Origin of the sequence: Prevotella melaninogenica, assembly GCF_018127925.1 — a bacterium.
In the GTDB taxonomy this organism is placed as follows: Bacteria; Bacteroidota; Bacteroidia; order Bacteroidales; family Bacteroidaceae; genus Prevotella; species Prevotella melaninogenica_C.
Genome location: NZ_CP072348.1, coordinates 546,084 through 562,620 on the forward strand (window position 1 = coordinate 546,084; position 16,537 = coordinate 562,620).

A 16,537-nucleotide genomic window follows, 5' to 3' on the forward strand; every position below is an offset into this window, starting at 1 on the left:
ATGCCTTTTTGCTATTGCTTTCTTATGAATAAAGTAATGTTAATTGGTAATGTTGGTCGAGAGCCAGAGATAAAATATTATGAGGCAGACCAATGTGTTGCCTCTTTTACTTTGGCAACAACGGAGCGTGGATATACACTTCCAAATGGTACGGTTGTACCTGATCACACTGATTGGCATAACATAGTTCTCTTTAAGGCATTGGCTAAGTATGCTGAGAAGTATATTCATAAAGGCGATAAACTTTATATTGAGGGGCGTGTGCGTTATCGTACTTATGATGATAAGAAAGGTATGCGTCGTTATGTTACAGAGATTTATGGTGACAACCTTGAATGGCTTTCCGCATCCCGTAAATCTGAAAGTGTGTCTGGAGAGAAAGTAGATGATAATGCTTCCGATACTACAGATAATTCTAATTTACCTTTTTAATGGATAGTTTTTTAGTAGTTTTTTCTTCTTATATAAGTATTAATCCAATAGATATTAGTGTGATTCTTGCAATTCTATTGGCTGTTTTTCTACTAAGTCTTTCGGCTTTTGCAAGTGCGTCGGAGATTGCTTTTTTTAGTTTATCTCCAACTGATATAGAGTCGCTTGACCCAGATAAGAATGCTTCTGATAAACTTATTCAGCAGTTTAGAGACGATAGTGAACGTACGTTGGCAACAATTCTGATTACGAATAATCTTGTCAATGTTGCGATTATTATGCTGTGTAATTATATCTTTTCCAGTCTGTTTACCTTTAAGGAGGAGTGGTTACAGTTTCTCTGTGTGACAATTCTTTTAACCTTTTTGCTTTTACTTTTTGGTGAAATAGTTCCGAAGGTTTATAGTAGAAGAAATCCATTGGCATTCTGTAGAAGTGGTGTCAAAGGCATTGTTTTCTTTCGTAAGTTGTTTTGGCCTATTGAAACTATACTGTTGAAAAGTGGTGCTTTTGCTGAAAAAGTAGTTCAAAAGGAGAATCGTCAGTTGTCTGTTGATGATCTTGAACAGGCTTTAGAATTGACTGATAAGAATGATATTAAGGATGAGCAGGGTATGCTGCAAGGTATTATTCGCTTTGGAGATGAGACTGCAAAAGAGGTAATGACTTCTCGTCAGGATATTATAGATTTGGATATCCGCTGTTCATATGAAGATGTCTTGAAATGTATCGTTGATAATAACTATTCTCGTATTCCTGTTTATCAAGATAATCAAGATGACATACGAGGTGTACTTTATATTAAGGATCTCCTGCCTCACCTATCTAAGCCAACTAACTTTAGATGGCAGAGTTTGATTCGACCACCTTATTTTGTTCCAGAGACGAAGAAGATAGACGATCTCTTACGTGACTTCCAAGAGAATAAAGTTCATATAGCTATTGTCGTTGATGAGTTTGGCGGTACGAGTGGTATTGTTACTTTAGAGGACATTCTTGAAGAAATTGTCGGAGAGATTAATGACGAGTTTGATGAAGAAGAGCGTAACTATACAAAGTTAGGTTCTAATATCTACATATTTGAGGGTAAAACTCTCTTGAAAGACTTCTCTAAGATTCTTAATCTCCCAGATGATGAGTTTGATGAGATAGAAGGTGATGCTGACTCCGTGGCAGGTTTACTATTAGAAATCAAAGGAGATTTCCCTGCAGTACATGAGATGCTGGACTATAAGAACTATAAGTTTGAAGTCTTAGCTATTGAAGAGCGTCGTATTAGTAAAGTTAAAGTTACTGTTTGTGGTAAGGATAACGAATGATGCCGAGGGTAAGGTCGTCATTGGTCTGTTGGAGATAGAGAGAGGAAGACAGGCTGAGAAAGATGGGGTACATTGTATCTTAACGGAAATGTTAGGCTATGAACCTTTAGTAGAACATAATGAGGATGGTAAACCAATGGTAGAGGGCTATCATATAAGTATATCTCATACTCTTGGTTATGTTGCTGTTATTCTTTCTCGTGACTATGAAGTTGGTGTTGATATAGAATACGTTTCTGATAGAGTAAACCGTATATCATCACGTTTCCTAAGAGATGATGAGCTCTTTGCTGATACAAAAGATAAGCTTATTGTTTGGTGTGCCAAGGAAACTATGTATAAGCTCTTTTCTTCTGAACATTTAGCTTTAAAAGATATAAAAGTAGACCCGCAGTTAAGCTTAGTAACTAATATGAAGCGTAATATCACGCTTAAGTTTCAATGTGAGTGTTCTTCAAAGTACATTTTGACTTACACTTGGTATTAAGTATTATTTTATTTCTTCTTTACTGGTACATCTTAATCACAGATAATAGTTTTGATATCATAAATGAATATAATTGTATAAAAAATTCATTATGCAGTAAAAAATGTTTAAATAATTAATTAATTCAGTGTTTAACTTGCTTTTTATTTTCATTTTACCTATATTTGTATCAGTCATTAAGCGGATAACGTAATATATTTACCATTTAGTCTAATTAATAGGAGGTATAAACATGAAAGAAAGCAAAACACGAGAGTTCTTCGAAAATCATGATTTCGAGAATCAGAACAGTCAGGAACATACCGATGCGAATGAAACGCTTGGTGGTGAAATTTGGTACAACTAATGTTGTATGAGTTTAGATTATATATTTTATAATTGATTTTAGGAACGCACTTGCTCTATGAGTTTAAGTGCGTTTTTTTATTTTATTTAAACGTTTCGCATTGTCCCAATAGAGCAATTATACTGGTTTCATACTTATTTTAATGATTCTTACTTATAGTAAACCGCAGAGTATGTATAAATGATAATTGCTATTTGTTTACTTCGTCAGAAATGATTACTTTTGTATCTTTAAAAAAACATATTATGAACGAAGCAAACGTAAAAAGGGAAGAACTGATACTTATACGTATAACAGGACAAGATAGACCTGGATTGACAACAGCGGTGATGTCAATTCTCGCTTGTTATAATGCCCATGTCTTAGATATTGGTCAGGCTGATATTCATTCCACATTATCTCTTGGAATTCTTATTCGTATTGACGAGCAGGGGGCTGGGCAGGTAATGAAAGAACTGTTATTCAAGGCTACAGAACTTGGTGTAAATATCGGTTTTGCTCCTGTAACGGATGATGAATACGAAGATTGGGTAAATAGACAAGGAAAAAATCGATATATTCTCACGATTATTGGTAGGTCTTTGTCAGCTCGCAATATCGAAGAGGCTACTCGGGTGATTACAGAACAAGGTGTGAATATAGATTCTATTCTTCGTTTGACGGGTCGTCAGAGTATTCGTAAAAGTAATCAGAATGTCAGAGCATGTATAGAGTTCTCATTGCGTGGTACCCCAAAAGATTATCGACAGATGCAGGCTGATCTCATGCAGATGAGTCACGAACAAGGAATTGATTTTTCTTTGCAGGAAGACAATATGTACAGACGTATGCGTCGGCTAATATGTTTTGATATGGATTCTACACTCATTCAGACAGAATGTATTGACGAATTAGCAAAACGTGCTGGGGTAGGAGAACAGGTTGCTGCTATTACTGAGCGTGCAATGCGTGGTGAAATTGACTTTAAGAAAAGCTTTACAGAACGCGTTGCTTTGTTGAAGGGGCTCGATGCTGACGTCATGAAGGATATTGCCGAAACAATGCCTATAACAGAAGGTGTTGATCGCTTAATGACTGTTTTGAAGCAGTGTGGATATAAGATAGCCATATTAAGTGGTGGTTTTACTTATTTTGGAGAGTATTTACAGCGCAAGTACGGTATTGATTATGTATATGCTAATGAACTTGAGATAGATGAGAATAATAAACTTACAGGGCGCTATCTTGGTGATATTGTTGATGGTAAACGTAAGGCTGAGCTATTAAAGTTATTAGCACAAGTAGAGAAGGTTAATCTCGCTCAGACTATAGCTGTTGGTGATGGTGCTAACGATCTTCCTATGCTTTCTGAGGCTGGCTTGGGTATTGCTTTTCATGCTAAACCACGTGTACAAGCTAATGCTGAACAAAATATTACTACTATCGGTTTAGATGGTGTACTTTACTTTCTTGGTTTTAAAGATAGTTATTTGGGCGAAGCTGGTAAACTTTAATCTAAATAGCTCCATTAGATTCTGAACGTATTTAGCCCAAGTTTAACCGGCAAAATTATTTTTCATAAATTTTCGGGATGTTTTGTGTAGTATCAATTTGATAAATGGTTGATAATCAAGTATAGGGTATTGTAACGAGGAGTAAAATCTGATTTGTAGGACACAGTCATATCAAAATTATTTTGTTACTTTGCACTCATGCACGCAAATGTACAGACACGATTCAACCCTGCCACAGGCGACATGGCTCCTTATTATCGCATCAAGGAGTCATATCGTGATGTGCAGGGTCATGTACATTCGCTAATTCTGTTGAACATCGGGTTCGAACCTTCACTTACTGCTGTACAGGTTCGAAAAATTGCATACGCTCTTACCGAACGCTTCAAAAATAGAAGTACACCCTCGCTTTTCAAAGAACATCTTGACGGTCTTACTCCTATTGAACAGGCAAAGGCTGACGAATGGTGGATCCGTATGGAGAAAGAAGGTGGAATCGATCGGTTTAATAAGGAAGAGCAGAAGTCGCTGAGAAAATATGAGAACTATATTGACCTTGAGACGGCAAACTATACTGACGCAAGGAATGTTGGTGCAGAGTGGCTCTGCAAGCAGACAATAGACAAGCTACAATTAGAGGGTTTCCTGCGCAAAAACGGCTGGACGGAGAATGCAATACACACGGCTTTGTCAGCATTGATTGTTCGCACGGTATATGCAGTTTCTGAACGTTCATCTTATTATTATTTGCGCGATAACTCGGCTGCCGCTGAACTTTATAGTGGAGTTCCTGGCTGGACACCAGGAATCAATTCTCTGTATAAAATCACTGATAAATTATATGAACTAAAGGAACAGTTAGAGCATCATCTGTGCAGCATTACTGACGTTCTCTTTAATATAGACAACAAGTTGATGCTCTTCGACTTAACCAACTTCTATTTCGAGGGTAGCAAGCGTAATAGCGATAAAGCCAAGTTCGGTCGTTCAAAAGAAAAGCGCTCTGACTGTAAGCTACTTGTACTTGCATTATGTATCAATAAAGAAGGTTTTATACGTTATTCTTCAATCTTAGAGGGTAATACAGCAGATCCCAAGTCTCTACCCAATATGATTGATACGCTGGCAAAGAGGAATCCATCACGAAGCAAGGATACGCTTGTTGTCATGGATGCAGGTGTTGCCACAGAAGAGAACTTGGAGTTAATAAAGAAAAAGGGTTACAATTATCTCTGCGTATCCCGTACGCAAATGAAGGACTATACGCTCAGTGATGATAACAAGAGTGTTACGGTAATGGATGCCCGTCGGCAGAAGATAACGCTGAAAGAGGTTAAGACAGAGGATGATAAGGATTATTATCTCGAAATAACATCTCCTTCGAAAGCTATGACAGAGTCGTCCATGAACAGGGTTTGGAGAGAGCGTTTTGAGATGGAACTGCAGAGGATAAACAATGGAATCTCCAAGAAAGGTGGAACAAAAACCTATGAAAAGGTTGTTGAACGTACAGGACGTGCCATACAGAAGTACCCTTCTATAGCGAAGTTCTACCAGATAAGCTACATAAAAAACGAGAAGAAACCCAAGCAGATGCTGCGTGTAGACTGGGAGATAAAAGACCTCTCGGCAATGGAATCTGGTCATGGAGTCTATTTCCTCCGCAGCAATGTCAGGACACTTTCTGAACGTGTAACATGGGAATACTACAATCTCATTCGTGAGATAGAATGTACGAACAGACAACTAAAGAATGATCTCAACCTCCGTCCTATCTATCATCAGAAAGATGAGCGAAGCGACGCACACCTTTTCTTCGGTTTATTAGCCTACTGGGTGGTAAACACTATCCGTTGTCAATTAAAACGAGAAGGAGAATCCTGTTACTGGACCGAGATAGTACGACGTATGAGCACCCAAAAGCTCGTCACCACAAAAGGGAAGAATCCATTAGGTGAAACCATCGAGATGCGCCAATGTAGTAGTCCTTCGAAGCAAGCAAAACAGATATACGATAAGTTGAACTTAAAACACTCACCATTCAAAAAGAATAAAATTTGTAGGACACAGAGCCCATAAGAAAAACGAGGAAAGTACGGTAACAGTAACAATTAGGCGAAGGTGGGTATTAAACTTGGGCTAAGTATAAATTTGGATGGCAGCCATACTACAGCATTACGTGGTGGAGATTGTCAGAGCCATCAGGGACGCAAGAAGAGCAAGACTACAAATGCTATTTATGTAACTGACCGTCAGGGAATACCACTCGCCCTATCCACTCTAGTTGCAGGTTCTCACAATGATTTGTACAATATTTCGGAAGTGGTTAAAGAAGTGTTCTCACAACTCACAAAGTCTGATATTTCTACTGATGGATTATTTCTCAATGCTGATGCGGGATTCGATGCAAAAGAGTTTAGACACATGTGCCTAAGAATGGGTGTGTTTGCAAATGTAGCATTTAATTATAGAGCAGGGGGTGGGCAAGATTGCTATTTGTTTGACAATATACTGTATAAAGAAAGGTACAGCATAGAAAGAACAAATGCGTGGTTGGATTCATACAGAAGTCTGTTGAACAGATTTGATGTTACTTTGACCAGTTGGCAAGCATGGAATTATATAGCATTTATTATTATTCTGATGAAGAAAGTGAAAAAGAAACAAAAGTCAAGATAAGTTCAATAAGAAGAAACATCAAAAGAAAATAAAGATAGTAGTTGACAAAAGCCTTAAGAATTATTTTCCTTTCTGTGAGCTAAGAAGTTCTTGTATATCTTCTTTACCTGAGGGGCAAGGAAGATAATACCAATAAGGTTAGGAATTACCATCAGACCATTGAAGGTATCTGCCAATTCCCATACCATATCTGCCGCAAAGAGGCAGCCAAGAAAGACAAAGAGAACAACAAGTGCACGATAAGAAAGAATACCCTTCTTACCAAACATAAACTTGATATTCATCTCAGCAAACATATACCACCCTATAATTGTTGTGAAAGCAAAGAAGATTAAACTGATGGCAAGGAAGATAATTCCACCATTTCCAAAAGCTATCTCGAAACCTTCTTGCGTAATAGCAACCGATTTTAAGCTTAGATTTTGGAAAGAACCTGTCAGCATAATGACAAAGGCTGTTGATGTACAGATAAGAACGGTATCAACAAAAACACCTGCCATAGCTACAAATCCCTGCTCAGAAGGGTCTTTAACATCAGCCAGAGCGTGAGCATGAGGTGTTGAACCCATACCAGCCTCATTCGAAAACAGACCGCGAGCAACACCATAACGAATGGCATATTTCATCACCGTACCAGCGGCTCCACCTGCTGCTGACTTCATAGAGAAAGCATCTTGGAAGATTGTACGGATAACATGAGGCAACTGATCAGCAAACATGTAAATGATGACAAGCGAACCCAAGATATACACAATCGCCATGAAAGGAACTAAGAGCTCGGCAATAGCGGTGATTCGGCGTTGTCCTCCAATAATTACTACACCCACAACAGCTGCTAAAACGATACCTATTATATAAGAAGGTATATGGAAAGCATTATTCAAAGCTATTGAGATAGAGTTTGCTTGTACCATATTTCCAACGAATCCCAACGCAAGAACAATAGCAACAGAAAAACAAACAGCAAGCCACTTACTACCAAGTCCATAATAAAGATAATAAGCTGAGCCTCCAACCGTCTCGCCATGATACTCTTTCTTATACTTCTGAGCAAGTACTGCCTCAGAGAAAATGGTGCTCATTCCTAACAATGCAGATACCCACATCCAGAAGATAGCTCCCATACCACCACTTGCGATAGCTGTTGCCACACCACCAATATTACCAGTACCAACTTGAGCGGCTACAGCTGTGGCTAATGCTTGGAATGAATTAACTTTTGTTTCACCAGGCTTTCGCTTCTTAAATATTGGACCGAAAGCATACTTAAACGCCAAGTTTAGATGGCGAATCTGTGGGAAACCAAGGTAGACAGTATAGAAAATGCCTACTCCTAACAATGCGTACATGAGAAAACTATTCCACAAAAACTCATTGAACGCTTTTACATAGTCTAATACATTCATTGGCTACATAGTTTAGATATTAGTAATAGATTAGTGGATAATACCACTTTTGATTGTTTAGTAACAGATTAAAGACTCAATCTTACGCCGCAAATATAGTATTTTATCTTTTACAAAGCAACTATAAAAGCAACTTTTTGAGTTAATCACAGAATTACTTTTGTATTAACCTGAACTCGGGATAAATATCATCCCACTCTTCTGTTTGGTTTAGTACAACGGCTCTTTAGACTCAATCTTTTGATTGGGCCTAAAGATAATAATAAAACAGATTACTTTAGAATAATGTAAGCTGTCCCGAATGTTGCTCTATAGCAAAGTCTATGTTCACTGCTGGCTTCTTCTCAAAGAAGCTGTAAGCTGCAATAGCAGAGAGAACATTCATTGCGAAATTAAATATGCTTCTATGCCTTGAATGCACTAATTGAGCTACATTCTTTAGCTCATCATTGATAGTCTCTATTACAGATCTTTTCCTTAGAAGAAGTCTATCATAAAGTGGCATTAGTTTGTTTTTCATGTTACTCCTAATGCCAGTAACTAAATTTATTCCATCATTGAACAATCGCTCAAATAATCCTTGAGAAATGTACCCTTTGTCTGCAAACAATTTACCAAACACATTGTCTGTCAACCTGTTAAATACATTTTCGTCTCGGTCATCAACATTTGCTTTAGTAAGCATAAAGTTTAGAATCTCACCTCTTTCATTACAGATAAGATGTAGTTTGAATCCAAAATACCATCCCATTGTACTCTTACCCCTTGTTGCATAATTTCTAAAAACCTTATTGCGACAAATACGTTTATTATGGCAAACTGGAATACAAGTTGAATCCATAAAACTAATACCAGTACACCTCCCAAAACAACATATCTGCAGGAACATCATCATCTCTACAGAGACTCTTGCCTCTAATTCAAGAAAACGATTATAAGACAATTGATTTGGAAATAAATCTGCTAAATGCTCTTTTACGAAAAAGGTATAATAGTGACGAAAATTACGATAGGAATTAAAGTGGAAGCAAATTAATATCGTTATGATTTCAGACTTACTCATACGCCACCTACGATGGCGATGACATCCTTTATTCTTTTCTGAGAGACCTATTTTATCAGTTTCTAACTCAAATTCTTTGCAAAAGTCATCTGCAATACAGAAAATTTCAGTAATTTTGTCCTTGGTAATCATTGTTATATTTATTGTAATTGATTGATTTTCAACTATAAAGTTACAAAAATATAATGAGATTACCAACTTTTTGCAGACTTTTCTTATCCCGAGTTCAGGTTATTAACATTTTCATCATGTAGAGCTCAATATAATGCTATCTTATTATCTAATTAACGGTGTAATTATCATTCATAAACTCTCTTATATCCCTCACCTACCTACATTGAAAATCTCATCATGAAATACTTCAACTATACATACCGCATTGAAAAGACTTTACATAAATCCAAATAAACCTCTTATAATGAGGACGAAAAACACATGCAAACATCATCTTTCTAACCAACAGGGAATCAACCACTTAAGTTAAGGCATCTCAAAAGATGCTTAATAGGCTTCTTAAAGGGCGTTAGTAAGACCTCAAAAGGGCGTCTTTTGCAAGGCTATTGGGCGTTAATTGAAAGCCAGAAGAGCATGTATTGATAACGAGGTGACTCAAAATATTTTACAAATATAAGATAAACAGAAAATAAACTACTCTAACTAAGATTGTATCGGATGATATGTTAGCTTAACCCAAATCGGTCATTAGAGGCTAAACATATTGTGGTCTAATGACCGATTTGGGTTTAACTCCTATCCTTCTGCAAATCATCATGCATCAAACTTAAAGATTCATCAAATTGCAATGTATAAATAAAAAGGCACAAGAAAAGTTATAAATAATTTGGAATTATCAGAAATTCTTGTTACCTTTGCACTCGCTTTATAAAAGCATAGGGAGATTCGCTAGCTCAGCTGGTAGAGCACAACACTTTTAATGTTGGGGTCATGGGTTCGAGCCCCATGCGAATCACTTGGTAAATGAAAGAGAATAACTTATACAGTTATTCTCTTTTTATTTGATAATCAGCCAATTATGCGATATTTTAGAGTTCATCCTGCCTTAAAAAGATTATTTTTCATGGTGAATTTATGCGTTTTTAGTTACCGATATTTACCGATATTTACTTATCTTTGTACCCATAGTGATATCACTTGTGATACCACTTTTGATATTTTTCTTGTGATACCAAAATTTAAAATGACGATATTATCATATCCAACATCAAGATTTGTTTTCGATAGAAAGAATCGTTCCTCAGATAAAAGAAAGGGACTTGTACAACTAGAGATAAAACACGATCGGAAGCGTAAGTGGATTAGTACAGGTGTTAAATTGTACAAAGACCAATGGAATGAAAAAACCTATGTTGTTAATTGTTTAGACTCAGACAAGCTAAATGAGAGACTAATGCTTTGTAAGGATAAGATAGAATCCTATTTTAATTCCCTTATGGAGCAGGAAACTGTTTTTTCATGGGAAGACTTTGATATATTCTTAAAAAGAATGGATACCTCTTCTTCAGAGACGTTTGTAGATTATATTGCTCGTAGAATAGAAGAACGAAATGATATTAAATTATCAACAAAAATAAATCATCGTAAACTCCTTACATCTTTAGATGAGTTTGGAAAGATTCTTTATTTTTCAGATCTCACTAAAGGAAATGTTGCTGACTATTACAATTTTCTATTGGGTAAAGAAGTTTCAGTACAAGGGGTTACTCAGAAATTGAGACAAACTACTGTTAGTAGTTATATGAAATTTCTAAAAGTCTATATTAATGATGCTATCCAGCATGAGAAAATTGATAAAAATCCTTGTGATGGATTAAAAATAAAACGTGGTTTTGCAGAAGAAGGACGTTGGTTATCTATTGAGGAACTTAGTAAAATAGAAAATATAGAGAATATTCCTCCTTCTCTTAAGGTCATTCGTGATTTGTTCTTAATACAGTGTTATACAGGGATGGCATACACAGATTTAATGGATTTCAGTCCTGAAAAGCTTACAGTAGTTGATAGCGTTACCGTTCTTTCTGGTAAACGTAAAAAAAGTGGAGAGACGTATGTAACGGTCATCTATCCAGCTTTAGAAAAGTTGCTTGATAAATAGGGATATTCAGAATTTTTCTAACTAATTGTTTGTCAGCATAATATATTATTTGTACCTTTACATAAAATCCCCCGAACGACCCATCACGGGCAGAATCGGGGGAAAACTTAAAATAAATCGTCGTGAAGATACAAAAAATTTCTGATATAACACCAACTTTGCCCTTTACAGAGTTCGATTTTTTACAGAGCTATCGTGAAAGCTTTGCACAAAGCGAACTTGGACGCATTCATTCCCAGCTCCCACTAAAGGAGTTGGCAGCAGAGTATACGATCCTTAGCCATAAGAGCAAGCGAGGCAAAAAGCCTCTTTTCTCGGGTGAAGGAGAAATAGCCCTAATGTTCCTTAAGTCATACACAGGTCTGTCTGACGATGGTCTGATAGAAATGCTTAACGGAAGCATCCACATGCAGATGTTCTGTGGTGTTCTGATAGACCCCTCCTGTCCCATCAAGGATGGAAAGATTGTAAGTGCCATACGCAATCGTCTTGGTCAGTTTCTTGACATAGACAGCTTTCAGGGCATATTGTATGCCAAATGGAAAGACAACCTTAAAGACAAAGACCTGTGCTTGACGGATGCAACCTGTTACGAGAGCTACCTGCGTTTTCCTACGGATATCAAGCTGCTCTGGGAGTGTTGTTATTGGCTTCACACTCTGCTGGTCTCCGAGTGTAAACACCTCTCAGAGCGTATTCCGAGAAGCAAGTATAATAATATTGACAAGGCCAGGCTTGCATACGCTAAGCAGCGCAAGCACACAGCCTCGTCCACGCGCAAGCTCAGGAGAAGACTCCTGAGGCTTCTGTCCAAACTCCTGTCCCAATGGAATCGTCTGCGTAAACAGTACAGTCCTTGCATCTGTCTGTCGGCAGAACAAGAAAAGCGGCTGTCCGCTGTGCGTGAGGTATGCCTCCAACAGTCAGAACTATTCTCCGGCAAGGAAGTCAAGCACCGTATCGTCAGCATCGACCGCCCCTACCTCCGTCCTATTGTCAGAGGCAAGGAAAACAAGCGTGTAGAGTTTGGGGCAAAGGTCAACAACATACAGATAGACGGCATATCATTCATAGAGCACCACAGCTTTGAGGCATTCAACGAGGGTGTCCGTCTTAAGCTATGTATAGAATATCAAGAATCTTTGACGGGAATCAAAGTCAAGCGTGTAGGTGCCGATTCCATATACGCCAACAATGCCAACCGCACTATGTGTACAGAAAAAGGCATAACGACCTGTTTCACTAGAAAAGGTCCAAGACCCAAAGAAGAAGCTGAATGTCTCAAGACAGCGAGAAAGATTATTGGAAACCTCAGAGCTACGGTAATGGAGGGTAGCTTTGGAAATCAAAAGCAACACTATAGCCTTGGACGCATCAAGGCACGCAATATGTTTAGCGAGAGGCTACTACTCTTCTTCGGAATCCATACAGCAAATGCTGCCATTCTTGCCGCAAGGGAGATGGCTCGGAGGGTGAAGAAGGCTGCCTAATAAAACTTAAGGATAATTTTACAAGTCCATAGATAGTATGGAAAGGGCAGGTGTGCTCATATGACTCATTATTTGAGATTTTTGAACAAATAACACAGCATATTCTTTTTCTGGGACCTTCTCCAAGGAAAAGAATGCAGTTTTTGGCTGCCTTGGAGAGCTCTAAGAGGGAATTAACTGAAATTCCCTAAATATAATTATCAAATTCCAAAACGTACAAATCAATCTTACAATCGAGCTTTGAAGATTCTTAGTATGGCTTGTGATATAGACAAACCTTTGGCTACTCATTGGGCAAGGCGCACCTGCGGTATGCTTATGTTAAATAAAGGCTACTCAATAGAAGTCGTTGCTAAAGTACTAGGGCATTCAGATATAAAAACAACACAGCATTGTTATGCAAAAATACTAGATAAAAGGCTCTTCCGTTAAATGCGTAGACTCCTATCATGCAGTGCATATAGTCTTAATTTGAAGTATTCTTCATTTCTGAACCCATATATCTGTCTTTTCAAAACTTTTATTTTGTTGTTAATTCCTTCTATTGTTCCGTTTGTTATATAATGGTCATACCATGCTAATATGTATGTCTTGTATGCTCTAATAGTTGACGCCATTTTCATTAATGGTTGTATTTTGGATTCTATAGCTTGCTTTACCCATTCATCCAACACAGCTTTAGCCTTTTGCTTACTACACTGATTCCATATTTCCTTAAGATCTTCTTTGAGATAATAGGCAATCATTAGCGGACGGTTTAGGCTTAGTGCGTTCTCCAGTCTATTTCTGTGTGCATGATCAAAGATATCATTTCCATTTCTGAGTAACAACCAACGTGTTCCTTTGATTACTTTACGCTTGTTGATGTCCTTTTCCTCATGCCATAACTGTCTCCTTAGCAAGTCCAGCTTTTCGTTCATAAGCTTGGTTACATGAAAGTGGTCTACTACAAGTGCTGCATTGGGAAGATGCTCACTTACAGCTCGTGTATATGCGGCAGAAAGGTCTGTACATACTGCTTGTATATGCTCTTTGTCTTTGCCGAGCCGTTCCCAAAATCCATCAAGAGCATTCTTGCCATTACCATCACCGACATAAACAATATGACCATTATCCAAATCTACAACTATGGTCTTGTATACATGCCCCTTATGAGTGGCAAACTCATCAATGGAAATACGCCTTAACATGGAAAGGTCTGGGTTAGAGTAATTTGACTGTAGAAACTCCATCTGTATATTACGTACTACATCCCAGGATACCTGTAGGAACCATGATATATCTTGAATTGTTGCAAAGCGAGACAGGTCAAACACCATATTTGCAAAAGCTATAGTGTGCCGACGTTTTCCTTTCGCAAAGTCGATGTTTTCTTGTTTGATACAGCCGCAGTCGTGACATTGAATACGATGTACACGCATGTCCAGATAGGTCTTGCTCAGACCTATGGGAACACTTACAAAGCGACGAATATGACTGCCGTTACGATTAATATTATGACTTCCACATACAGGACAACAAAGTTTTTCCTTTGGAGTTTGGATTTCTAAAACTAAGTTATTACCTTCGTAGCGCAGATTCTGACAATCTTGTTGGGAGACGCCTAAGGCGTTTTGCATTATGCTGGTATTCATGTTCTTGAAGTTTGGTCACTACAAAGATACATAATACCAGCTTTTATATATAACTAATCAGAGATATCTATCCATTTAACGGAAGAACCATATTTATAGCCTTTATACGAAGATTTTAGAGGAGAAAATACAGACTGATCAATACCGCTGAATAGTTACTATCAACAACTCTGATGTGTTTATGCTTCTTGATCAAAATAAGTATAAGGAGAAGTTTGATAAAATCAAGACGGTCCTTGCGCTTACAGACATAGACTGTAAAAAGATATTTACCATTAATCGTTTGGATAATAAGGCTGATAGAAGTGCTTTCAAAGAGGTTTATATCAAGCGTGGCATCACAGGTGATGTTTATGGTGTTGAATAACCTCGTGAGTGTTATATGGCATATACGACAGAGAAAGCAGAGAAAGATGCTTTGAAGTTATATAAGCGAATGCTCTCTACTGATTATCAACATGCCATTGAGGTATTTTGTCGAGACTGGGAGCGTAGTGGTATCAAGAAATCATTAGAATTTTCAAAGAAAGTTCTTGCAGAAGGAAAGCCTCTGAACCTTCAGAAGAGTCTTACTTCAAATTAGAATATATCAATATGAAGCATTTTAAGTCTTATTTACGGTTTATATTATTCCTGCTTCTCACGGTTTCGTCCGTGAGGGCAGGCAATGCTGTTTCATGGGTTTCTATCAACCATGATCAGAAAACCGTTGAAGCAATGGTAGCTGCTTTATATACTGAAAATGAAACTGAGAAGGCTTCTAATGAGGCTCTCAATGAGATACTTGCTAATTACAAATCAGCAGCTCTTGCCTCTACTGGTATATATATGTCACCAGAAAAGATTTTCTACTGGGGTACTTATATGTTTCAGACCTGTGACGAGACTATCGAACTATGTAAGTTGTTTCAGTCAGTCTGTACTAATGGTAAACTCGGTTTTGAAGGTATCCGCTTTCGTGAGCTTGCTCCAGACTTAAAGAAGTTTGTAAATCCAGTGAAGATGGATTTAAAGAATTATGAGGAGAAACTCAATGACTTAACTTCTACAAAAGGTTTAGAGGATCTTGATGAGAATGATTTACAAGAAGCTCTCTATGACGTGGCACAAGCTGGCGTAAGCATTGCAGCCAGTGGTTGGCAGGGCGTAGATGATCTTGCTTTGAAACTTAATCCTCAGTCCAGGATTGTAAAAGCCCTGAAAATGAAATATACAGATGCCATGTATCTGTATGAAGGTTTTAGGGAAACACGTGAGCAGATGCAACGCCTTGCAAACATCAATGCTATTAAGAATACTATTCGTAACCTTATTGAAGTCAACGGACATGAAGTAGCAGACCGTATCTTTCATATTGCAGACTACAATGTGAATACCTATATGGCTGACTATGTAAGAAAAGAGTCGGATGGTTACTTCACTCAGCGTTACTATATCTATAGTGAAGATGCTGGGACTAAAGTTCTTTGCAACTATTCGCCTAAGCCCGATGATGATCGTGATAAGCCTTGGATTGGCTGGTTGCATTTTATTAGTCCAGAGGATAAAGTAGTCTGTCATATAATGACCCCATCAGAGGATGCTGCTGCAAGATCAACATCAGAGAGGCTATCTGGCTGGAGTCAAGCTTCAGTAGACAAATATAATATTGAGCATCCTGGTCATAATGCAACTATTACTTATTCTCTTTTACATGAGAACCTTAATGAGACTTACAAGCATTTATGGGGCAAAAAGCATACTAAGCGACACTGCTTTTATGGCTATGCTATTAAAGTTGTCGACATCTGGAATACAAAAAGCGTTGTCTATGATGCCGTCTTCGATAGTCGTACAATGAATAAGCAGGTCTTTGAGGAACAAATGAAGATAAAGCTTGCAGAACTCAATAGTGAAGGTGAGGAGGGTGTCTATAAGATTGGCTATGATGATCCTATCCCTTACCAGTCTGCTTCACCTTCAGAGTTAGCCCAAGCAAGCACAGCTACGTTTACTCTTGATTGTCAATCTGGAGAAAAGCTTGCATCCTCTTCTTTGTAATGGAAAGAGAACGGTGATCAGGGAAAGAGCCTAAC

13 protein-coding genes, 1 tRNA gene and 1 pseudogene are annotated in these 16,537 nt (G+C 37.8%); 12 read left to right on the forward strand and 3 right to left on the reverse strand.

Annotation, left to right across the window (positions count from 1 at the left end; genetic code table 11):
• Positions 1 to 24: 24 nt before the first annotated feature.
• The 6 genes from J4861_RS07740 to J4861_RS07765 all read left to right on the forward strand — a co-directional run bounded on the left by J4861_RS07740 (position 25) and on the right by J4861_RS07765 (position 6,756).
• Positions 25 to 432, forward strand: a complete 408-nt coding sequence (locus J4861_RS07740) for a single-stranded DNA-binding protein (RefSeq protein ID WP_174254473.1) — start codon at positions 25 to 27, stop codon at positions 430 to 432.
• Positions 432 to 1,751, forward strand: a complete 1,320-nt coding sequence (gene gldE / locus J4861_RS07745) for a gliding motility-associated protein GldE (RefSeq protein ID WP_211817501.1) — start codon at positions 432 to 434, stop codon at positions 1,749 to 1,751. Before J4861_RS07740 ends, gldE begins: the two co-directional genes overlap by 1 nt.
• Entirely contained in the window at positions 1,732 to 2,238 is a 507-nt protein-coding gene (locus J4861_RS07750; protein ID WP_211817502.1) for a 4'-phosphopantetheinyl transferase family protein, read from the forward strand. The genes gldE and J4861_RS07750 overlap by 20 nt, the downstream gene beginning before the upstream one ends.
• 591 nt (positions 2,239 to 2,829) lie before the next feature.
• Entirely contained in the window at positions 2,830 to 4,077 is a 1,248-nt protein-coding gene (serB, locus tag J4861_RS07755; RefSeq protein WP_211817503.1) for a phosphoserine phosphatase SerB, read from the forward strand.
• 198 nt (positions 4,078 to 4,275) lie between these two features.
• Positions 4,276 to 6,156: an IS1634 family transposase gene (locus tag J4861_RS07760; protein WP_211817504.1), complete on the forward strand. Its 1,881-nt coding sequence runs from the start codon at positions 4,276 to 4,278 to the stop codon at positions 6,154 to 6,156.
• Between the two features lie 42 nt (positions 6,157 to 6,198).
• Positions 6,199 to 6,756: a transposase family protein gene (locus J4861_RS07765; RefSeq protein WP_211817505.1), complete on the forward strand. Its 558-nt coding sequence runs from the start codon at positions 6,199 to 6,201 to the stop codon at positions 6,754 to 6,756.
• A 53-nt stretch (positions 6,757 to 6,809) separates the two neighbouring features.
• On the opposite strand, the gene J4861_RS07770 is transcribed toward J4861_RS07765, so the two are convergent.
• Together J4861_RS07770 and J4861_RS07775 are read right to left on the reverse strand one after the other, a co-directional pair.
• Positions 6,810 to 8,162: an alanine/glycine:cation symporter family protein gene (locus J4861_RS07770; protein WP_211812620.1), complete on the reverse strand. Its 1,353-nt coding sequence runs from the start codon at positions 8,160 to 8,162 to the stop codon at positions 6,810 to 6,812.
• A gap of 277 nt (positions 8,163 to 8,439) precedes the next feature.
• Complete coding sequence (locus tag J4861_RS07775; RefSeq protein ID WP_211817506.1) at positions 8,440 to 9,357, reverse strand: IS982 family transposase; 918 nt, start codon at positions 9,355 to 9,357, stop codon at positions 8,440 to 8,442.
• Positions 9,358 to 10,122: 765 nt separating this feature from the next.
• Between J4861_RS07775 and J4861_RS07780 the strand changes: the two genes are divergently transcribed.
• The 4 genes from J4861_RS07780 to J4861_RS13565 all read left to right on the forward strand — a co-directional run bounded on the left by J4861_RS07780 (position 10,123) and on the right by J4861_RS13565 (position 13,260).
• A tRNA-Lys gene (locus J4861_RS07780) sits at positions 10,123 to 10,195 on the forward strand.
• A gap of 228 nt (positions 10,196 to 10,423) precedes the next feature.
• Complete coding sequence (locus tag J4861_RS07785; RefSeq protein WP_211817507.1) at positions 10,424 to 11,338, forward strand: site-specific integrase; 915 nt, start codon at positions 10,424 to 10,426, stop codon at positions 11,336 to 11,338.
• Between the two features lie 122 nt (positions 11,339 to 11,460).
• A complete protein-coding gene (locus J4861_RS07790; RefSeq protein WP_211816589.1) occupies positions 11,461 to 12,828 on the forward strand; it encodes a transposase in 1,368 nt (455 codons plus the stop codon).
• Positions 12,829 to 13,032: 204 nt separating this feature from the next.
• Positions 13,033 to 13,260, forward strand: a complete 228-nt coding sequence (locus tag J4861_RS13565; RefSeq protein ID WP_428842175.1) for a tyrosine-type recombinase/integrase — start codon at positions 13,033 to 13,035, stop codon at positions 13,258 to 13,260.
• On the opposite strand, the gene J4861_RS07800 is transcribed toward J4861_RS13565, so the two are convergent.
• Positions 13,257 to 14,462 (reverse strand): ISL3 family transposase, encoded by a 1,206-nt coding sequence (locus tag J4861_RS07800; protein ID WP_211815863.1) that lies wholly within the window; start codon positions 14,460 to 14,462, stop codon positions 13,257 to 13,259. The two genes, J4861_RS13565 and J4861_RS07800, sit on opposite strands and share 4 nt — an antisense overlap.
• Positions 14,463 to 14,622: 160 nt before the next feature.
• Between J4861_RS07800 and J4861_RS07805 the strand changes: the two are divergent.
• Positions 14,623 to 15,045, forward strand: a pseudogene (locus J4861_RS07805) (TraG/VirB4 family ATPase); the annotation flags it as partial.
• Positions 15,046 to 15,056: 11 nt separating this feature from the next.
• On the forward strand, positions 15,057 to 16,502 hold the full coding sequence (locus J4861_RS07810; protein WP_211817509.1) for a hypothetical protein: 1,446 nt from the start codon (positions 15,057 to 15,059) through the stop codon (positions 16,500 to 16,502).
• The last annotated feature ends 35 nt before the right edge of the window (positions 16,503 to 16,537 follow it).